The sequence below is a fragment of the Citrobacter sp. B72 genome (assembly GCF_016894305.1).
Taxonomy (GTDB): domain Bacteria; phylum Pseudomonadota; class Gammaproteobacteria; order Enterobacterales; family Enterobacteriaceae; genus Citrobacter; species Citrobacter portucalensis.
Genome location: NZ_CP069801.1, coordinates 4,520,176 through 4,537,183 on the forward strand (window position 1 = coordinate 4,520,176; position 17,008 = coordinate 4,537,183).

Below are 17,008 nucleotides of genomic sequence, written 5' to 3' on the forward strand. Positions count from 1 at the left end.
CACAAGTTTGTGTAATTGCCTGATTTTGATATGTTCAATTCAACATCAAAAGCAGGTTACTTTATGGACGAAAAACAGTTGTAGGCTCTGGCTAACGAACTGACCAAAAATCTCAAAACCCCTGACGATCTCAACCAGTTCGATCGCCTGCTGAAAAAAATCAACGTTGAGCGCCGCCTCAACGCCGAAATGCTCCATCACCTCGGCTACGGTAAACATCAGTCTAAACCGGGTGCCAACTCCCGCAACGGCTATTTCACAAAAACCGTTACCACCGGCGATGGCCCGCTGGAACTGCGTACGCCGTGCGATCGTGACGGCTCCTTCGAGCCCCAACTGGTGAAGAAAAACCAGACCCGGATCACCGGGATGGATAACCAAATCCTGTCACTGTACGCCAAAGGGATGACCACCCGTGAGATAGTGGCTGCGTTCAAAGAGTTGTATGACGCGGATGTCTCACCGACGCTGGTAGTCCTTCATGCTCCGGAAGGTCAGACTGATGTTGTCTTCACTGCCATCATCAGCAAGCGTGTTTTTAACGGTAAGATTGACTTTTGGGGAATATTCAGAAATGACAGAATCACAATTATTTTTATTCAAATCAACTTTTTTGCGCTCAGACAAGGGGCAGACTCCTGACCATTACTGAAGTCGCCCGCCACGAGCAATTTCAGGGGGAGCTCCGTTTTCTTGCTCGCACCACCGGTATGCAAATCAAGTTTTAAATTAATACGCGCTTTAGGGATTTCGGACTGAAAGGAAGAATTAGACATGGCTGTCCCTGTTCTATGGAGTGATAGAAACGGTCAATGCCAGTGAAAAATAAATAAGAAAAAATTACCCAGCCAGAACAACTTTCCGGTTCGCGTCATCCGACGTAAATAAAAATCCCGGAACCAAAAAAAGCGGGCGCATTCCATCCACCAGCATGTCGACACTGTATTTTCTGGGTATTTGTCTGAAATGAAAAATTTCGGATAAGGCCCAATGGCTGGAGTTTGGGAACGTTCCCTGCCAGATCGAAAATGAAAAAATGTAACAAAGATTTACATTCCTGGCTTTTAACAAAAAAAATATCATCTTTCTGATTTATAAAAATTTTACACCATAACCCTTCAGGCCCCGCGGGATAAGGATGTACAGAAAATGATCAATTTGGCTTAGGGTGTATATTTGTACAAAATATCACCAGTCACGTGAAATATCTGATTTTGTACTTTTATCAGAAATTGAGAAGCTGGACGTGACTGAGCATGTGAAAAACTGGCGACAGTTTCAGGTTTCCATCATTTCTTATTATTCACGTAAACCGGGCTTATTTATTTTTTTTCAGATTAAAGGAATTGCAACGCCCGGACTTTACGCATATCTCATACCTGTACCAGCGATATGAATATCTCAGCCGCCGGTGCATTAGCGCGACCAGGAACAACACCCGTTCGGTTTACAGAAAGACAGACGTGGACAGTGATGAGCTTTGCTGCGGGTTGAGAACGGTTGTTTTACTGCTCAAGGTTGTAACACGATCCGATTCGACTCCAGCATGACAGCCGACAGTGTATGAGCCGCAAAAACAGCCATACAGGCTGACAAGTCGCCATTCACAAGAAACTCAACCGGCGCAACGAGTTTCCCTCCATCCGAAAATCCGCAGGTCAGTGCCGACTTCCTTACCAGCAGTGCATTCGCATCGCTGTATTCCAGGGCCAGAAGCGTTTCATTGTCCCAGTCCCTGTCACTCACCGCTGCATTGACCCAGCCCCGCGATTTAAGCTGTTCAATTGCGTACGTCAGCCGATACAAATCCGACTGCGCTGACACCGGTCCGGTGCACGAAGACCACAGATATTCCAGACGACTGAATAAGCTGGCGGCAAGGCCTTTGTTACGCCCCAGCGTCAGCAATCCCTCAATATCAGATGCGATTGCACGTGGAAACCGTTTTTGCTTATACGCCACCGTTAACCAGCGCAGTATAAATGCATGCGTGCTGAGTGGCGACAATGCCTGACCATCCTGCTGAGCGGTACGTAAGGCGACAAGGGCGCACCAGGCGAAATGCGCAAGTGCTGTGACGGTTTGTTCCGGGGGTAAGGTATCGTGAGCTTTTTTCATTCAGGGATTATATCGGCGCTGCAGACACCGGGGAAGACCTGGATAACTCCCCCATTAATTAGAGAAGCTATTACTTTCACGGACAAATCATCCCCGTTCTGGCCGTTGCTATTGGCTCTGACATGGCCTTAACATGCACGGTAAGCTGGTTAAAGGGTGTTGCGAAGACTCCCTGAGCGACGCGGTTAATAATGATCTGCGTCATACTCGTTACACCGTCAGTGCAGGCGGTACCGGTCACCTTTTGCCATGCGTCGGCGATGATGGCGTTAAGCCCCGGAGGCGCACTGTCGGTCAGTTGCAGGTTTCGCCCTGTACCCAGCGTATCGAGATTGAGCAGCAGCACCATTTTGCACTCCGGTGCGCTGGCCGTCTCCCATATCCAGCGTAACAGCGTCGGGAGTGAACGATGTCGTGCCTGCTGACGCTGGCGCGAATATTCGCCGGTGCGCTGCCAGACTTCAGAGTGAAAACGCAGAATCAATGACCGGTATTCGCTCATGGCTTCACGATACGGTAGCGCCAGCGTAAAGCTGAATGCCGCCAGTCGCGGGTAATGGTCAACGGCCTGTTGCAGAAATGCACGCGTGCTGACGGCATCCGCGCTGACAGCATCAGACGCCCGTATGTAAGAATGATTCATAATGCAGACTCTCTTTAGGTTAAATCAGGGAGGACACCGCCTCTACGGCGGTATCTGGTTCATAAAGACGGGGAACTATCTGGTACTGCAGCAGTAGTTTCTCTGCCAGTGCGCTTCTTCGATGCTGTAGATACCAGTCAGACACCGGGGACAGTGCTTCACGCCCTGGTAATGGTCGCCGCACCACACGCAGTACCAGGAGAGCACCATTACCGTCGCTTCCAGCCCGTTGATGAGACTGCGCAGCTTTCGGTGCCGGGCTTCGGTTTTCACTTCCGGGTCAAGGTGGGCGCAGGCCATCAGCACATGCCGGGCCACGCTCTGCTGGTCATGTTCAAACCACGGCGGCTCCCCGTATGTCCCCGCATGGAGCACCAGTCGACAGCCGCAGGACGCGCAGCTCCATATCTGCCCCGGCGCACTCACGGCCTCCCCGGCTGTCGCGAAGTGGCCTTCGCGGTCATTGGCCAGATAACATTTCAGCATGCGCATGCCGTCACTTCCTCTATCCGGTTGGTATCAGCACGCACATCACTGTGCTCGCCCGTCCGGCAGGTGAGGCAGTAGCGCTCACCGTGGTAATCACTGCCGCAGCCGTGACAGTGCCAGTCTGCGTAGAAAACCAGGGGACGGGCTTCCGGTACATAAGACTGCAGTTGCCGGATATGGCGGGTCTCCCTCACCCCGGGCTTTACATACGGGCAGTGCTGTCGACCGTTCTCCGAAAGCTTTGCTGCATGATGTTCAAACCACGGACGTTCGGTGTCGTATTCAGGATGGTACTGCAGGGCACTGGCACACAGATGGCAGCTGTAGCGGTCATACGGCGCGGTCTGCGCGGTTATGGCTCCCGTGAGACGGCCGTTGCCGTCCAGAGCCATAAACGATTTTGCATACATAGTGGTACTCTCCTTACCGCCAGACGACACGCAGGCGTCAGCCGTCCCGGTACGGGCAGCGTGGCAGGGTGAATGGCGGTTCAGTTATGCGTTAGCGGGTCGGTACGGTTGGTGGTCGGCACCGGAATACAGAAAGGTTACGGTTGTGCAGGTGCGTCGGTGGGTCTGAAACAAACGGGACAGGGTCTGGCGCCACAGTACTGTCGCCGGCAACGGGGACACGTCCAGCGAACCGGGATGGCCTGTGGCTGAGTGCGGCGTCGTTTTTCCATTCAGATATCCTCCCTGCTCAGACGCCACGGGAATCAGCAATACGCTGCTGCATCCAGGCTTCCACCTCGCTTCTGCGCCAGCGGGAGCTGCGCCCCAGCTTGATGGGTTTCGGAAACAACCCGTCGCCAATCAGTTTGTAAAACCATTTGTCGGTCATCCCGGTAAACGTGGTGATAAAGGTCATGTCGATAAGCGGGTCCTGAGCTGAAAGCAGTGTGTCAGGGCTGGCATTAATATTCGTATTCAACGTGGTCATGGTATTTTTCTCCCTCTGAGGATATGGCTATCGGGAGACGTCCGGTGGTGGTTGAATCATGGGGTTACCGGTTCTCCTCAGAGGATAGGGGAACGTTGTAAAAAATTACCCGGCCCGCACAATCAGGCCTGATGAATCGAGATATGTCTGGCTCAGCCACGGCTGCAACCGAAGTTACGCTCACCGTCACCGGTGATTTTGGTCTCCAGCTTGGCTAAATAGGCCGCCTGCGACAGGGCCTGTTGCAGTTGAGCACCATCGCCACGTGTCAACCATGAGACTGGACTCGCCGGGAAACGAGCCAGAACGGCATGCGCCTGTGCATCCACCTTCAGGGCGCTGCACCACGCTTGTTTAATCATACCTGCAAGCGAATCCGGGTCTTTGTAATCTCCCGGTCCGCACCACGTATCGCGGTTCAGCAACAGCACCGCGTGGTAATGCTTCTTCCCTTTGATTTCACCAAACTCCCGCGCCCAGATAAAACGCAGCGTGGTCGGCCAGACGCGTTTGCCCTCGCGACGTTGACGCGTCTGAAGGGCATCAATCCGGGCTTTCAGGGAATCGGTGAAGCGGGAGATAACAGCAGCATCGGTGGCCGCTGGCGTATCCGGCAGACGGAGGTCAACACGCAGGGCCAGTAAGCGGGTGTAAGCGTTAAGAGCGCAACTGAAGGTATCAGCGATGCGTTGCTGCCAGTAAGGGTCGTATGTGTAACTCATTAAAATGGACTCCGGTGGGTTATCGTTCATAACCATTACCGGTGCTGTTAAAAAAAACTTATTGCCTTCAGCGAGTCCGCCAGTCGATCCCTCAGAGACGGCTGGCTTCAGTAAAATATCGTGGCTGGCAGAATGATTGCGTAAAGGGTAATCGCCTCTCAGAAATCGGTTCTAATGCCGGGTGACCCGAAGGCTGCGAAAAAACAGTCTTCCCGTTAGACGATGGCGGGTACGCTTGACATAAGCGGCGTCAACGAGTTCATCGGGTGGCAAATCACGGGTGATATTACAAATCGTCGCCAGTGCTGTATCGGAGAGTTTAAAACTCCGTGACAAGGCGTAGTAATCCCCGGTTTTTTGGTTACTGATGTTATCGAATAACGCTCTGAAGAAATCCGTCTGTGAAGGTCTGCGGGCGTTGATAATTGCCTCTGTCGCTTCATCCCTAAATGTTACCTCCACCTCTTCCATCCCCAGTGAGCGAATGATCCCGGCAATGTCAGGCCAGTAGCGAAGATCGAAACTGTTAAGTCGCTGCAATTCTGGCTTACAGAAGCAGCTGAAGATTGCGATGCCCTTGTATTGACCTGGACCCAAAATAGGTTGTGGTTACCCTGAAAAGCAAATATTACCCCAGAGGGATGTATATACCCGGGGCAAGAGCCCCTGTACCAGTCCCTCATTGCTGTCATGATATTATTACCCCGTTCAATAAGCCCGATAAATAATCGTTATCGGGACTACTGCTAAAACGCCCTGTAACGCATCAGGAGCGCCATATTCATACTAACCACAGATTTCCACTATCGTGTTATTCAATGCGCTTATGCAGGCTCACAGGAAGCTATGGCGGTATAAGACACTACAGCGCTCAATTACTTATTAAATAGCTTGCGGTGATTACCAGGATAATCACCCTATTCCACGTCACCTCAATCGGGTTATTCTGTTTACGATACAATCATGACTATTATCACCAACACGGATAATGCCCCGTTTACAGTCGTTACCAATGGCCTTGTTTACACATATCAAAAAACTTTCAGGGATAACGGGTCACCGTAGTATCTGTAACTGACAGGTATTGTAAGCGTCAATATCAGGCAGACAGAGCAATACCGACAGGCTTACTACAGGTTAGTTCACTGACTGAGCATTTAACGCTCATCACTAATACGCAGACCAGTAATAAACCATTGATACTCACCTGCTGATTTTCAGGCATGACCATTCACCCAAAACGTTACTGTTAACCAGTAACCACCCTGTCGTTATGATTATTAGATTACTGATGTTAATCATCTTCACTTTTATCCTGACGAGGACTAGTCAATGGTAATATCGACTCAATTCAATTCTGTTTTCTTAATGATAGATTTTTAATGAGTGCTAAACATTCAGGTTGTGACTACATTGAATGGTGTATTTCTTACCTGATGGCAATGATTGCTCAATGGATACCATCCAATAGTACTATCCCCTTAGTGAATACCTTCAGATAATAATACCTCCCAGGCATAACCCACTTACTGATAACACATCATCGATTACTGTTACAAATGATAAGACCCCTTCTTTAATATATTAATACCAATCCAACACGCCAGGCATAACAATAGCTATGAAGATAACCACGCCAGACAGCACTTACCTACAACAAACGCCTGCATCAGTTACTCTGGAATTATCTTTTTTCAATAACATGAAAATAGACACCACGTCATATCAAATAACCTCAATCAAATTAACCCCGTATCATCACTGCCCGCAGAAGCCCTCAATCCTGATTATGAGCAACAAAATGGAAATACCTCATGGCAGCCCGACCTGATACCAGAAATGCCCCCTGAAGCGAACCAGGCACCATGATGGGGATGAAAACGAAAGCATGCAGGAGAACAAGATAACCTATTGAGACGATACTCATCCAGTAAACAGAGAAGCATCTGAGAGATAAACAAAGAAAATGACAACTTTAAAACCATGGTAAAACCTTGTCAAAACCAGTATAAATCAACAATAAAACCTCACGATGACTACCAGATGTGTTTTTAAGTGACGATAAAACCATCATCGTGATACTGTGTAGCTACAACAATCACCACCATAACCACTACTATGTAGTTTACGATTACAGGTATCCACAATGGTTGTACATTACGACAATGGCAGACAACATCTTATAAAAACCCGTGACCTGAGAGTCTGTGCTTTTTATGCCGGGTGGCTGGGTGTTAATAAAATAATTAACACCCGTGACATTCCTCACCAGGATGCAGAAAGTTGTCGACAGGCACTCAACAAACTGATTAATCAGTTCATACCGAATGCAGAACAGCGGGCAAGACTTTTTTCTGATATGGAAACAGCCCGTGATGAAAACATCCTTCCGCTGGAAAGTTTTGACTGGCTAGAACAGGATGAACGGGCAACATTCTGGTTATGGGCGTATATTTGCAAGGCCGGAGACTACGAACTTGGTATTGACAAACCAGCAAATGCAGAGTTCGGAAAGAACTGGTATCAGCGAATGAATCTGAGTGTATCTCCGACAAGCCACCAGGAAAGAATTAATATTATCATCTCTTTTTTCGACAACATTATTATTCCGACCCCACCGGTAAATCATCTCAAGCGCCAGGTCATGGACAGGCTGAAAGACCAGTGGAAAAATATTTACAGCAAACCAGCTCCGCTGAAATGGTTACCTAATGAAGAAGACGCGGTACTGTGGGCATGGAACAGCCTCAAATCGCTTCAGGAAGAAAGAAATGCGCCCACTATCGGGCTCTCATTAAATATTTCAACGCCAGGAATGAGTACCTGGTTTACCCCCCTGAGTCATTCTGAACGCAATTTAGCCCTGCGCACGGCGATCGACTTATGGGACGATGCACCGGATACAAAGCGTTTATTCCTTCTGAACCTGAATAAAGCCTGGAACCAGCAAAAATTACGTCAGTCCCGTACCGATAAAAAAGCACTCAATACGTACCTGAAGAACGAAACAAAAACTCGACTGGACTTTATGGCAGAACGTAGCGGAGTTCGCATCAGTGATATGCTGGAAATGCTGATTAATGACCATTACCGAAAAACCTGTGGTGGTGAGTGAGGGCTTTGCGCTAAAAACAAGGTGAGCGGAGGCAGTAATACAGACCAGAAATGACATTCAAAATAATTTCAGACCTATATTACCGGTGTGAGAACGGCAGCAGAAGTGCTGCCGTTTTGTTATTTCACTCACGGAGGTTAATGTGTCCAGTAAGAACAAACGGGGTCCCGATACCCTGTTACCGTCGTTATTCCTTCTCCCGGGTCAACTGTCCCACAAAATACCCGTGCGTATGCTTCTCGCGCTAAGTCACAGCTATGCTTTCTGTTCCGGTACCCAGGTCTCTCTGATACACGGTCCGCCAGCTCATGAAGGCGGCTATTTATTGCCAGTAATAAGGGAGAAAGAAATGCATTGTCCGAATTGCGGTTCGCAAAACATACGACTGCGCCATGTGGGTAAAAAGACGGGTGGGGTCATTGGCGCAACAGCCGGAGGCATTGCCGGGCTTGAAGGAGCCTCCACCGGTGCGCTGATAGGTTCAGTCATTCCGGTTGTCGGTACGATAGCCGGAGGCCTCATTGGTTTTCTGTCCGGCGCCTGTGCTGGTGCGGTGGCAGGCTCTCTGGCCGGAGAACAACTGGACGGTACCGTCTTTGATGAATACGGCTGCACGCAGTGCGAGCATATCTTCAGTGCACCGTAACGTTAATAAGGGTCAGCCCATCCTGCACAAAGCCTGAGCCGCTGACCGTACTCGCTACGGCACGACTGATGACAGGGCGTGTCAGCATGCTGTCGTCATTTCAGCTACCTGGCACTAACCCTTTGTTAATTCTCCTGTTTACTGAAAGATGAATTTTACTTTTTCTTTTCCGCCATTACGGGGGATGGACATAACGTGTCCCTCCCCGCCCGCATAATAACCGCATGAAATATCAACCTATTTATCGCACACGGAGCGTCCATGCAACGACCCGATGAAGAGGCCCGCTACGACCGGCTGGCCGTCAGATTGTCGGTCATTATCAGCCGGTTAATGGCCGGAGAAACGCTGACCCTTCAGACACTGTCCGGTGAGTTTGGTGTATCGATACGCACCCTGCGTCGTGACTTACATCAACGGCTGGTCCACCTCGACATTATCGGGGAGAACGGCACGTATCGGCTCAGTGAGAGCGCCACGCGTGATCACTCTCCGGGGGCCGTTTCCTTTGCCCGCAGTACCGGTATCGCACGCATTATCCCGTCGCAGAACCGGCAACTGATGCACCTGCTGATGAATGAAACGGGCACCTCACCCTGCTTTATCTGGCACGACTTACCGCCAGCATGGACACAGGCTGACAGTTTTCATCGTCTGGCCGAAGCCATTTGTCATCACCGGGTGGTCAGTCTGCTGGTCGGCGGTGTCCGTCACGATGAGCAGGAGCCTTACCGCCTGATTTACCGGCATCAGCACTGGTATCTGGTCGTCTGTTGCCGGGGGAGCCTTCGGGTGTTCCGGCTGGAAGACATTATCTCGGCCTCACTCTCAGAGCAAACCTTCCGTCGCCGGAGCGAAATCAGTTCGCTCATTACTGAAGAGGGATTTATCAGCGCACTGCCCCACTTTCGCTTTATCAGTGATGTCATTCACACCTTCAGGGAACAACACCCTGAACATCCATCCAGACCCAAAGGAGTCAAATCGTGAAACCTGTCGAAGGCCCTCTGCTGCTCTTCACCCTGATGTTGTCTGCCGTAACCCTGAGCGGCTGTGGCGACAAAAATGAACGCGAGTTTATCCGGGGATGCAAATCAGGCGGCGGTACTACCGCCGTCTGCGGATGTATCCGGGATGACCTCAAAACGAAATATACGCACGGGGAGCTGGAGAAAATGAACCAGCAATACGGTTATGTCCCCCCGCGCTTCATGGACAACATGCTGAGCGCTGCTCAGCAGTGCAGAAAATAAGGAAATCTGAACATGGCGCTTGTCATTAAATATTTCGCGATTGCCTTCGCCATCGCGCTTGTGGTCGTGCTGTTTAACGTGTTCGGGAGTACCGGCGAGATACGCAGTTTTGGTCAGGGAATGGAATATCTGTTCTGGATGACGCTTGGGCCCGGAGCCGGTATGACGGTCGGTGCTGCTCTTCGACAATGGCTGATGCCGGATGCGGTATACACCCGCGAAGGAATGACCGGATTACTCAAGGCCCGTCTGTTCTGGCTTGTGGGCCCACAGTATATCGGCTGGCTGGCCGGACTTATCGTCGTGGGTAAACAACTCATGTAACACGGCTGCCCCCCAACAACATTTTTGACTGAGAAGGAAAAATACCATGCGATTCATGCACGCCATCCTGTCAGCAGGATTACTGACCTTTGCCATCACGGCACAGGCGGTCCCCAATATGTGGAGCAGTGGCTTCGGTATGGGCGTCACCGAGTACATCATCACCAGCCCGGAAAACGTGATGATGAACCTGAACTGCACCGGCAACCCTGACGACCAGAATATCCTGCAGCATCACGTCATGCTCACCCTGCCTGACGGCAGCGGTGCCGATTCACAGGATGAGAAAACCGCCATCACCGTCGTCACGGATGACCAGACGTTCCCCCTGCCGTCCTCTCTGGGCTGGCGTAACGGCGACAACGCCTGGCTGTCGTTCATTGATGCCATCAGAAAAGCAACGTCGTTTGAGATTTACGTCAACGACAAACAGGTGGGGCACTTTACCCCTTCGGCTGGAAACGTTCACAAGGTTCTGGCTGATATGCCCGAATGCACGACACTGACCGCCGGGTAACCCGGCGCATCCCCGGTTTACAGCAAAATCAATCAAGGACAATACGATATGACCGACATTTCGACACTCAGCCAGCGACTGACGACGCCAACCCTGCATTTTGTTCTACTCACCGTCGCCACCTGCGGCATCTGGCCGTTACTGTGGCTGTACCGAAAACAGCAGATTATCAGCGACACCACCGGATATCCGGTTTGCGGCAATCTGTTTATCATCTGGCTCGCCGTCTGTTTTGGGCTCGGACGACAGTTCGGCGTGATGGCCTCACCGGACCTGGCGGGCTACTACACGGGCAGCGATACACTGTTGGCCTTAAGCGGCATTCTGTCGCTCACCTGCGGCGTGATGTACATCGTCTGGGCCTTTAAGGCCAGAGCAGCACTGCGACACTATGCGCTGAACACCTTCCGGTTTGACCTGAAGATGAATGCGTTTTATACCGTGGTGCTCAACGTCTTCTACATTACATACTGCATCAACGATATGCCGCAGGCACTGGCGAAGCACCGCATTATTCATGGTCAGGCCCCTGTGCCGCCGGAGTCTCCGTCACCGCAGTAACGCAGCTCTCCTCTTATTATCCGGCCGGGGCATTCCTGTGTGCCCCAGATTCATCCGGATCCCCCCTCTGAGATTTGACCCAATGACATTACTGAAAATCGTGCTCAACACCCTGCGTCAGGTGCTGACGTGGTGCGCCAGCAGCCGGGCGCAGCAGTTTGTGGAAGACCACTTCCGCGAAGAAGGCTATGACGAAGACAGTATTTACATCGCCAGACAGGCGGCAACCCTGCTCGCAGGTGCCTTAATCACAGCGCTCATGGAACAGATACTGCAGCTTATTGCCACACACTTAACCCACTGATGCCCTGCTCACTGAGCGGGGCATTTTGTTTTATGCCATTCATCAGGAACTGAATATGCAAGTCACTGACGATACGTCGTTACCGCCAGGGCAATTCACCCGCCGACAGGCTGAAGCCGTGGTCACGCTTTACCACAACGTCACTATAGAAGATGACCAGGGTACGCACTTTCGGCTGGTTATTCGCGACAGCGAGGGGACGTTAATCTGGCGGGCCTGGAATTTTGAAGCCAGTGCCGGGGAATGGCTTAACCGCTATCTGCTCAGCCACGGGATCCCCAAACACTGACACACCACAGCTTAACCCAATAGCGACCACACAAAAAAGCCATGCTCCCACAGGAGCATGGCTGTTTTGTTTATGCCGTTAAATCAACAATAAGGAATTTACCATGAGACTAGCCAGCCGCTTTGGACGGACAAACCAGATCCGTCGCGATCGTCCGTTAACCCGCGAAGAACTGATGCAGGTCGTTCCCAGCGTATTCAGTGCAGATCGCCACGGTTCCAGGAGCGAAAAATACGCTTACATACCCACCATTACTCTGCTCGAAAATCTTCAACGCGAAGGCTTTGAACCCTTCTTCGCCTGCCAGTCACGCGTACGCGACCCTGACCGCCGGGAGCACACCAAACATCTGCTGCGCCTGCGTCGTACCGGTCAGATAACCGGCCAGCAGGTTCCCGAAATCATTTTGCTTAACTCGCACGATGGTAGCAGCTCATACCAGATGCTGCCGGGGCTGTTCAGAGCCATCTGCACCAACGGGCTCGTCTGCGGACAGTCGTTCGGTGAAATTCGTGTACCGCATCGTGGCGATGTGGCCGGGAAAGTGATTGAGGGGGCTTATGAAGTGCTCGGTGTCTTTGATCGGGTGGAAGAAAAGCGCGAGGCCATGCAGTCACTTCGACTACCAGCACCCGCGCAACATGCCCTGGCGAACGCCGCACTGACATACCGCTTTGGTGAAGAATATCAGCCGGTGACCGCAGCGCAGATACTGACACCGCGACGGTATGAGGACCATCAGGACGACCTGTGGACCGTTTATAACCGCATTCAGGAATCGTTGCTGAAAGGCGGGCTGAGCGGACGCACCGCACAGGGTAAACGTACCCACACTCGTGCGGTTAACGGTATCGACGGGGATATCAAACTCAACCGCGCGCTCTGGGTGATGGCCGAAGAACTGCAGCAGGCACTGAGCTGATGCAGCACATTCCTGCAAATACCCGTCTGACGGCTGTCTGGCCCGTTTCCCTGCAAAACCAGTCCGGCTGCCGTTCCATCTCCGACGATGACCTCTGCGCCTGGTGCAGACATCTTTGCTACCGTCCCGGCGAGCTCAGCCTGTGCCGACTGTCTGTATCTGACAGCATCTGGCCCTCACGGTGCGATGAAGATGGCTATGCGCAGTCCTGCCCGTCACTCCTGCTGAACCAGCATCCCCAACCCGATAAATAAACAAGGAAAAACTAACATGACCGACATTATTAACCTTCACGATACCCTTCCGTTACCGCCACAACCTGCCGGTTCTGCGCCAGCGCTGACCGCCACCCTCGTACAGGACGAGCAGCGCATCGGCTTTTGGCCGCAGTACTTCGGCAGCATACCGCAGTGGATAATCCTTGAGCCGACGGTCTTCGCGTGGATGGACCGTTTCTGCGCCGACTACAACGGCGGTATCTGGAATTTTTATACGCTCAGCAACGGTGGTGCGTTTATGGCCCCGGAAGCGGAGAACAATGGACCGTGGTCGCTGTTCAACACTATGAACGGCAACGGCGGTGAACTCAGTGCCGACGCTGCGGGGATTGCCGTCTGTCTGATGACTTACAGCCACCATGCCATGCGCACCGAATGCGATGCCATGACGGAGCACTACTACCGCCTGCGGGATTACGCGCTCAGTCACCCGGAATGCAGCGCCATCATGCACATCATCGACTGAGCATCCCGCCATGTCGTATGAACTGTCTCACCTGAATACCCTGTGGGATGCGCTGGGGAAAATAACGGTCAGGGATGAGGACGGAGACGTTGTGACCGACGAACTCTTCCTGCATTTTCTGACGGGCACCTCTCTCTTCCCTATCTGGTCATGGTTTGAATCCCAGCACGACGAGTTCGTCGTTGCCGTGAAACTGTACAACACATCAATCCCGGACGGGTCAACATAAAGGAAAAGCCAATGAATATAACCCCTTGCCCCCCCGACAGCGGGGGAATATCTCCCGCCGCACAGCGCACTATCCGACGTGCGCTGACCCTGCTGGAACGCCAGTTACGCGAGCCCGGCGCCTCCTTTACCTCCACCACCGCCGTTCGTGACTGGCTGCGTCTGCAACTCGCCTCACTGGAGCGTGAAGTATTCACTGTACTCTTCCTCGATAACCAGCATCGTCTGATAGCCCACGAAACGCTCTTCACCGGCACCATCAATCATACGCAGGTCCATCCCCGCGAGGTGGTTAAGGCCGGTCTGAAGCATAACTGTGCCGCTGTCATTGTGGCGCATTGCCACCCGTCAGGCCTTGCCGAACCCAGCAATGCAGATCGTCAGGTCACTACGCGTATTCAGCAGGCGCTGGAGCTGGTTGATATCCGACTGCTTGATCACCTGGTGGTGGGCGGCATGGAGATCGTCTCGTTTGCTGAGAGAGGGTGGCTTTAAGGAGAGAATAACGATGAAAATCATCAGCAAACGCCAGGCGATGGCGATATACCGCCAGCATCCGCAGTCCCGGTTGTTTCGCTTCTGTGCCGGCAAATACACATGGTCCGGCAGCATCTGCCACTACGCAGGTCGGGAAGTGCAGGATATCAGCGGCGTGCTCGCCGTCTTCGCAGAACACCGTCAGGACCGCAACGGCCCGTACGTCGTATTACGCAGCGTTACGCTGAATTAATTCACGTTTAAGGAAGGCTAAAATTGTCGAATACAATACCGCCTGTAAACCACGATATCGCCGCCCCTTGGTGGGGGCTTAAACGCGATATCACCCCCTGTTTTGGCGCACGTCTGGTGCAGGAGGGCAACCGGCTGCATTACCTGAACGACCGCGCCAGCATCACCGGCACCTTCAGCGACGCGGATTTACGCCATCTCGACCAGGCATTCCCGCTACTGCTGAAGCAACTGGAGCTGATGCTGCTTTCCGGTGAGCTGAATCCCCGTCATCAGCACTGCGTCACGCTGTATGCAAAAGGGCTGATATGCGAGGCCGACAGCCTCGGCTCGCACGGGTACGTCTATCTCGCAATTTACCCGACACCTGCAACAACAGAATAAACCTCCCGGCAGTTTTCCTTCGTTTAACTCACCAGTAAAGGTTTCCATTATGCAAACACAACCTGTTCCTCCGAAACGGGAGGTTTCGCCACGCCCGTCACCCGTGGCGATCTGGCAGCGCCTCCTGAGTCACCTGCTGGACCGTCACTACGGTCTGACGCTCAACGACACGCCATTTGGCAAAGATGGTGTGATCCAAGAGCATATCGATGCCGGTATCTCACTGTGCGACGCGGTGAATTTCATCGTGGAGAAATACGACCTGGTACGCACTGATCGTCGCGGTTTTAACGCGGAAACTCAGTCGCCGCTTCTCACCAGTATCGATATTCTCCGCGCCCGCAAAGCCACCGGGCTGATGACCCGTCATAGCTACAGGGCCGTTACCGACATCACCACCGGCAAATACCGTGAGGTGCAACCATGAAGCTGTCCCTGACGGTGGAAGCCGATGCCATCAACGTACTGGCCCTCAACATGGGCCGGATCGTCGTAGACATTGACGGTATTGAACTGACCGACCTGATCAATGTGGTGAACCAGAACGGTTATTCGCTTCTCGTTGCTGACGAACCGGGGAAATTGATTGTTGAAGATCCAATTCCGCCCGTTGCCCGCCTGAACGGCATTCAGTGCAGCACTGCACATATCACGGCGGAAGACAATGCTCTGCTGTTTACCCTTTCACACCAGCATGAAGACTTTGGCGAGTCTGAATGGATTAGTTATACCGGCTCGGGTTATCTGCTCCACCTGGGCGCGTGGTCGTTTCCGGTCTTACGCCTCAAACGCCTCGGTCTGTCAAAAGCCTGCCGTCGGTTATTAGTGACGCTTATGCGTCGCTACGCCGCTGGCATTGTTCATCTGGATGCCTTTGGCGAAGTGCTACCAAGTTTTACAACCTTTGACTGGTAACCCCACCTCAATCACCACAAGGTTTTTACATGCCGGAATTAACCACCGAAGTGGCTCTCAACATTCTGATTGGCTGGCTGCAGGACAACATCAGTTGCAACACCGGCATTATTTTCGACAACGACGAAGACAAGACGGATTCAGCAGTGCTGTTGCCCTGGATTGAGCAGGCGCGAAACGATGTTCGTAATCTCCGCCATCTTCAGCTTCTGCAACAGACCAGAACCTGTTAGCCACCGAACCATACTCACCACACACCTATAAGCCCCAGCCCTTACCGGCTGGCGCTTTGCTTTATATAAAGGAAATTAAAATGTCAGATCTTACCCTCACCGAACCTGAAGTGTTAACCGGCCATACCGATGTGATTTGTTCTACCAGTATTGAGCGCATCATCACCGGACGTAATTTCGCGATTGCACAGATTGAAACGCTGATACAACAACTTGACGATATCTCGACGCTGACCCGCAGCATCGGCGGTGGTAAAGCGAATGAATAGGGAATGCGGCAATACAGCTACGACTGCTGGCTGATGGAGGATACTGATACGGCCATGAAAGCCATTACTCGCAATATCGATCGTGGTATATGGCGGGATCTGATGCAACGCTCGGGAATGCTGGCGCTCATGGACGCACAGGTCCGCGACGAGTGGTACAACAGCCTGGAGAAAGACGATATTCCGGCTATCAGTGAAGAGAATATTCTCAACACATTCGAACAACTGCATCTGAATAAAGGTGAGGTGTTTGAACGAGGTGTGATTAACGTGTTTAAAGGTCTGAGCTGGAATTTTAAGACAAACAGCCCCTGTAGGTTTGGCGGGAAAATCATCGTGACGGGGCTTGTCAAATATGACCGGTGGGGATTTGGTCTGAACTGGGGCTGGCAGCGTGACCGGTTAACGGACCTTGAGCGCATGCTGATGCTGCTGGATGGGAAGGCCATCCCCGACAATCGCGCCGACGTCACGCGCCGGTTAAGCGACCATATCCATGAGAACAGGCATAGCACCCGTTATGAGGATGAGATGTCTGTGATTAAGTATTTTCAGAAGGGAACTGTCCATATCACGTTCAGGCGATCGGAGCTGGTCGATAAGCTGAACGACATTATCGCGAAACACTATCCAGGGGCGTTGCCCACTAAACAGTAAGGAACCA

The 17,008-nt window shown here is 52.0% G+C and carries 27 protein-coding genes and 3 pseudogenes; 22 read left to right on the forward strand and 8 right to left on the reverse strand.

Going from position 1 to position 17,008, the window contains the following annotated elements; all coding sequences use genetic code 11:
- Positions 1 to 87 precede the first annotated feature (87 nt).
- A pseudogene (locus JQN59_RS21635) lies at positions 88 to 474 on the forward strand (transposase); the annotation flags it as partial.
- Here the strand turns inward: JQN59_RS21635 and tssB are convergent.
- The 5 genes and pseudogenes from tssB to JQN59_RS21660 all read right to left on the reverse strand — a co-directional run.
- Positions 472 to 776, reverse strand: a pseudogene (gene tssB, locus JQN59_RS21640) (type VI secretion system contractile sheath small subunit); the annotation flags it as partial. The pseudogenes JQN59_RS21635 and tssB overlap by 3 nt on opposite strands.
- Positions 777 to 1,512: 736 nt before the next feature.
- Positions 1,513 to 2,118 (reverse strand): DUF2913 family protein, encoded by a 606-nt coding sequence (locus JQN59_RS21645; RefSeq protein WP_009652485.1) that lies wholly within the window; start codon positions 2,116 to 2,118, stop codon positions 1,513 to 1,515.
- Between the two features lie 76 nt (positions 2,119 to 2,194).
- On the reverse strand, positions 2,195 to 2,761 hold the full coding sequence (locus JQN59_RS21650) for a YagK/YfjJ domain-containing protein (protein WP_009652434.1): 567 nt from the start codon (positions 2,759 to 2,761) through the stop codon (positions 2,195 to 2,197).
- A 75-nt stretch (positions 2,762 to 2,836) separates the two neighbouring features.
- Complete coding sequence (locus tag JQN59_RS21655) at positions 2,837 to 3,253, reverse strand: putative zinc ribbon protein (RefSeq protein ID WP_009652429.1); 417 nt, start codon at positions 3,251 to 3,253, stop codon at positions 2,837 to 2,839.
- Positions 3,241 to 3,660 carry a putative zinc ribbon protein gene (locus JQN59_RS21660; RefSeq protein WP_016154451.1) on the reverse strand — a complete coding sequence of 140 codons (420 nt, stop codon included), beginning with the start codon at positions 3,658 to 3,660 and terminating at the stop codon, positions 3,241 to 3,243. The genes JQN59_RS21655 and JQN59_RS21660 overlap by 13 nt, the downstream gene beginning before the upstream one ends.
- 72 nt (positions 3,661 to 3,732) lie before the next feature.
- Between JQN59_RS21660 and JQN59_RS21665 the strand changes: the two genes are divergently transcribed.
- The gene (locus tag JQN59_RS21665) at positions 3,733 to 3,912 is read left to right on the forward strand and encodes a hypothetical protein (RefSeq protein WP_131334065.1); all 180 of its coding nucleotides are present in this window, start codon (positions 3,733 to 3,735) and stop codon (positions 3,910 to 3,912) included.
- A 37-nt stretch (positions 3,913 to 3,949) separates the two neighbouring features.
- On the opposite strand, the gene JQN59_RS21670 is transcribed toward JQN59_RS21665, so the two are convergent.
- The 3 genes from JQN59_RS21670 to JQN59_RS21680 form a co-directional block, all read right to left on the reverse strand.
- Positions 3,950 to 4,189 (reverse strand): helix-turn-helix transcriptional regulator, encoded by a 240-nt coding sequence (locus JQN59_RS21670; RefSeq protein ID WP_009652493.1) that lies wholly within the window; start codon positions 4,187 to 4,189, stop codon positions 3,950 to 3,952.
- 152 nt (positions 4,190 to 4,341) lie between these two features.
- Entirely contained in the window at positions 4,342 to 4,911 is a 570-nt protein-coding gene (locus JQN59_RS21675) for an inovirus Gp2 family protein (RefSeq protein WP_016154452.1), read from the reverse strand.
- A gap of 171 nt (positions 4,912 to 5,082) precedes the next feature.
- Positions 5,083 to 5,451 (reverse strand): hypothetical protein, encoded by a 369-nt coding sequence (locus JQN59_RS21680; RefSeq protein WP_009652475.1) that lies wholly within the window; start codon positions 5,449 to 5,451, stop codon positions 5,083 to 5,085.
- Between the two features lie 1,606 nt (positions 5,452 to 7,057).
- Between JQN59_RS21680 and JQN59_RS21685 the strand changes: the two genes are divergently transcribed.
- The 20 genes and pseudogenes from JQN59_RS21685 (at position 7,058) to JQN59_RS21780 (ending at position 17,001) form a co-directional block, all read left to right on the forward strand.
- The gene (locus JQN59_RS21685) at positions 7,058 to 8,026 is read left to right on the forward strand and encodes a hypothetical protein (protein WP_016154453.1); all 969 of its coding nucleotides are present in this window, start codon (positions 7,058 to 7,060) and stop codon (positions 8,024 to 8,026) included.
- Positions 8,027 to 8,375: 349 nt separating this feature from the next.
- Positions 8,376 to 8,672, forward strand: a complete 297-nt coding sequence (locus tag JQN59_RS21690; RefSeq protein WP_009652512.1) for a membrane protein — start codon at positions 8,376 to 8,378, stop codon at positions 8,670 to 8,672.
- 261 nt (positions 8,673 to 8,933) lie between these two features.
- Positions 8,934 to 9,662 (forward strand): helix-turn-helix transcriptional regulator, encoded by a 729-nt coding sequence (locus tag JQN59_RS21695; RefSeq protein WP_009652433.1) that lies wholly within the window; start codon positions 8,934 to 8,936, stop codon positions 9,660 to 9,662.
- Complete coding sequence (locus JQN59_RS21700; RefSeq protein WP_009652486.1) at positions 9,659 to 9,925, forward strand: hypothetical protein; 267 nt, start codon at positions 9,659 to 9,661, stop codon at positions 9,923 to 9,925. The genes JQN59_RS21695 and JQN59_RS21700 overlap by 4 nt, the downstream gene beginning before the upstream one ends.
- Before the next feature lie 12 nt (positions 9,926 to 9,937).
- Entirely contained in the window at positions 9,938 to 10,249 is a 312-nt protein-coding gene (locus JQN59_RS21705) for a hypothetical protein (protein WP_009652410.1), read from the forward strand.
- A 46-nt stretch (positions 10,250 to 10,295) separates the two neighbouring features.
- A complete protein-coding gene (locus JQN59_RS21710; RefSeq protein WP_009652431.1) occupies positions 10,296 to 10,766 on the forward strand; it encodes a hypothetical protein in 471 nt (156 codons plus the stop codon).
- 48 nt (positions 10,767 to 10,814) lie between these two features.
- A complete protein-coding gene (locus tag JQN59_RS21715; protein WP_009652395.1) occupies positions 10,815 to 11,327 on the forward strand; it encodes a DUF4234 domain-containing protein in 513 nt (170 codons plus the stop codon).
- 82 nt (positions 11,328 to 11,409) lie between these two features.
- Positions 11,410 to 11,631 (forward strand): hypothetical protein, encoded by a 222-nt coding sequence (locus JQN59_RS21720; RefSeq protein WP_009652443.1) that lies wholly within the window; start codon positions 11,410 to 11,412, stop codon positions 11,629 to 11,631.
- Between the two features lie 55 nt (positions 11,632 to 11,686).
- Positions 11,687 to 11,920: a DUF905 domain-containing protein gene (locus JQN59_RS21725; RefSeq protein ID WP_009652474.1), complete on the forward strand. Its 234-nt coding sequence runs from the start codon at positions 11,687 to 11,689 to the stop codon at positions 11,918 to 11,920.
- A gap of 103 nt (positions 11,921 to 12,023) precedes the next feature.
- Entirely contained in the window at positions 12,024 to 12,842 is an 819-nt protein-coding gene (locus tag JQN59_RS21730) for a DUF932 domain-containing protein (RefSeq protein WP_009652424.1), read from the forward strand.
- Positions 12,842 to 13,096 (forward strand): hypothetical protein, encoded by a 255-nt coding sequence (locus tag JQN59_RS21735; RefSeq protein WP_009652519.1) that lies wholly within the window; start codon positions 12,842 to 12,844, stop codon positions 13,094 to 13,096. Before JQN59_RS21730 ends, JQN59_RS21735 begins: the two co-directional genes overlap by 1 nt.
- 16 nt (positions 13,097 to 13,112) lie before the next feature.
- Positions 13,113 to 13,586 carry an antirestriction protein gene (locus JQN59_RS21740; RefSeq protein WP_080336072.1) on the forward strand — a complete coding sequence of 158 codons (474 nt, stop codon included), beginning with the start codon at positions 13,113 to 13,115 and terminating at the stop codon, positions 13,584 to 13,586.
- A gap of 10 nt (positions 13,587 to 13,596) precedes the next feature.
- A complete protein-coding gene (locus tag JQN59_RS21745) occupies positions 13,597 to 13,815 on the forward strand; it encodes a hypothetical protein (protein ID WP_009652503.1) in 219 nt (72 codons plus the stop codon).
- 11 nt (positions 13,816 to 13,826) lie between these two features.
- On the forward strand, positions 13,827 to 14,309 hold the full coding sequence (gene radC, locus JQN59_RS21750; protein WP_016154455.1) for a RadC family protein: 483 nt from the start codon (positions 13,827 to 13,829) through the stop codon (positions 14,307 to 14,309).
- A 13-nt stretch (positions 14,310 to 14,322) separates the two neighbouring features.
- Positions 14,323 to 14,544, forward strand: coding sequence for a DUF987 domain-containing protein (locus JQN59_RS21755; protein WP_009652392.1), 222 nt, complete (start codon positions 14,323 to 14,325; stop codon positions 14,542 to 14,544).
- 23 nt (positions 14,545 to 14,567) lie between these two features.
- A complete protein-coding gene (locus JQN59_RS21760; protein WP_009652436.1) occupies positions 14,568 to 14,927 on the forward strand; it encodes a type IV toxin-antitoxin system YeeU family antitoxin in 360 nt (119 codons plus the stop codon).
- A 49-nt stretch (positions 14,928 to 14,976) separates the two neighbouring features.
- On the forward strand, positions 14,977 to 15,354 hold the full coding sequence (locus JQN59_RS21765) for a TA system toxin CbtA family protein (RefSeq protein WP_016154457.1): 378 nt from the start codon (positions 14,977 to 14,979) through the stop codon (positions 15,352 to 15,354).
- The gene (locus tag JQN59_RS21770; protein WP_009652438.1) at positions 15,351 to 15,842 is read left to right on the forward strand and encodes a DUF5983 family protein; all 492 of its coding nucleotides are present in this window, start codon (positions 15,351 to 15,353) and stop codon (positions 15,840 to 15,842) included. Before JQN59_RS21765 ends, JQN59_RS21770 begins: the two co-directional genes overlap by 4 nt.
- Positions 15,843 to 15,871: 29 nt before the next feature.
- Complete coding sequence (locus JQN59_RS21775; RefSeq protein WP_009652505.1) at positions 15,872 to 16,075, forward strand: DUF957 domain-containing protein; 204 nt, start codon at positions 15,872 to 15,874, stop codon at positions 16,073 to 16,075.
- 80 nt (positions 16,076 to 16,155) lie between these two features.
- Positions 16,156 to 17,001 (forward strand): annotated as a pseudogene (locus tag JQN59_RS21780) (DUF4942 domain-containing protein).
- Positions 17,002 to 17,008 lie beyond the last annotated feature (7 nt).

Excerpts from the sequence above, each read along its gene's own strand:
- JQN59_RS21660 (WP_016154451.1), bottom strand. The coding sequence starts at position 3,660 with ATGTATGCAAAATCGTTTATGGCTCTGGACGGCAACGGCCGTCTCACG.
- JQN59_RS21665 (WP_131334065.1), top strand. The coding sequence starts at position 3,733 with ATGGCGGTTCAGTTATGCGTTAGCGGGTCGGTACGGTTGGTGGTCGGC.
- JQN59_RS21725 (WP_009652474.1), top strand. The coding sequence starts at position 11,687 with ATGCAAGTCACTGACGATACGTCGTTACCGCCAGGGCAATTCACCCGC.
- JQN59_RS21695 (WP_009652433.1), top strand. The coding sequence starts at position 8,934 with ATGCAACGACCCGATGAAGAGGCCCGCTACGACCGGCTGGCCGTCAGA.
- JQN59_RS21655 (WP_009652429.1), bottom strand. The coding sequence starts at position 3,253 with ATGCGCATGCTGAAATGTTATCTGGCCAATGACCGCGAAGGCCACTTC.
- JQN59_RS21730 (WP_009652424.1), top strand. The coding sequence starts at position 12,024 with ATGAGACTAGCCAGCCGCTTTGGACGGACAAACCAGATCCGTCGCGAT.
- JQN59_RS21690 (WP_009652512.1), top strand. The coding sequence starts at position 8,376 with ATGCATTGTCCGAATTGCGGTTCGCAAAACATACGACTGCGCCATGTG.
- JQN59_RS21675 (WP_016154452.1), bottom strand. The coding sequence starts at position 4,911 with ATGAGTTACACATACGACCCTTACTGGCAGCAACGCATCGCTGATACC.
- JQN59_RS21705 (WP_009652410.1), top strand. The coding sequence starts at position 9,938 with ATGGCGCTTGTCATTAAATATTTCGCGATTGCCTTCGCCATCGCGCTT.
- JQN59_RS21745 (WP_009652503.1), top strand. The coding sequence starts at position 13,597 with ATGTCGTATGAACTGTCTCACCTGAATACCCTGTGGGATGCGCTGGGG.
- radC (WP_016154455.1), top strand. The coding sequence starts at position 13,827 with ATGAATATAACCCCTTGCCCCCCCGACAGCGGGGGAATATCTCCCGCC.
- JQN59_RS21775 (WP_009652505.1), top strand. The coding sequence starts at position 15,872 with ATGCCGGAATTAACCACCGAAGTGGCTCTCAACATTCTGATTGGCTGG.
- JQN59_RS21715 (WP_009652395.1), top strand. The coding sequence starts at position 10,815 with ATGACCGACATTTCGACACTCAGCCAGCGACTGACGACGCCAACCCTG.
- JQN59_RS21710 (WP_009652431.1), top strand. The coding sequence starts at position 10,296 with ATGCGATTCATGCACGCCATCCTGTCAGCAGGATTACTGACCTTTGCC.
- JQN59_RS21740 (WP_080336072.1), top strand. The coding sequence starts at position 13,113 with ATGACCGACATTATTAACCTTCACGATACCCTTCCGTTACCGCCACAA.
- JQN59_RS21645 (WP_009652485.1), bottom strand. The coding sequence starts at position 2,118 with ATGAAAAAAGCTCACGATACCTTACCCCCGGAACAAACCGTCACAGCA.
- JQN59_RS21720 (WP_009652443.1), top strand. The coding sequence starts at position 11,410 with ATGACATTACTGAAAATCGTGCTCAACACCCTGCGTCAGGTGCTGACG.
- JQN59_RS21650 (WP_009652434.1), bottom strand. The coding sequence starts at position 2,761 with ATGAATCATTCTTACATACGGGCGTCTGATGCTGTCAGCGCGGATGCC.
- JQN59_RS21755 (WP_009652392.1), top strand. The coding sequence starts at position 14,323 with ATGAAAATCATCAGCAAACGCCAGGCGATGGCGATATACCGCCAGCAT.
- JQN59_RS21685 (WP_016154453.1), top strand. The coding sequence starts at position 7,058 with ATGGTTGTACATTACGACAATGGCAGACAACATCTTATAAAAACCCGT.
- JQN59_RS21765 (WP_016154457.1), top strand. The coding sequence starts at position 14,977 with ATGCAAACACAACCTGTTCCTCCGAAACGGGAGGTTTCGCCACGCCCG.
- JQN59_RS21670 (WP_009652493.1), bottom strand. The coding sequence starts at position 4,189 with ATGACCACGTTGAATACGAATATTAATGCCAGCCCTGACACACTGCTT.
- JQN59_RS21770 (WP_009652438.1), top strand. The coding sequence starts at position 15,351 with ATGAAGCTGTCCCTGACGGTGGAAGCCGATGCCATCAACGTACTGGCC.
- JQN59_RS21735 (WP_009652519.1), top strand. The coding sequence starts at position 12,842 with ATGCAGCACATTCCTGCAAATACCCGTCTGACGGCTGTCTGGCCCGTT.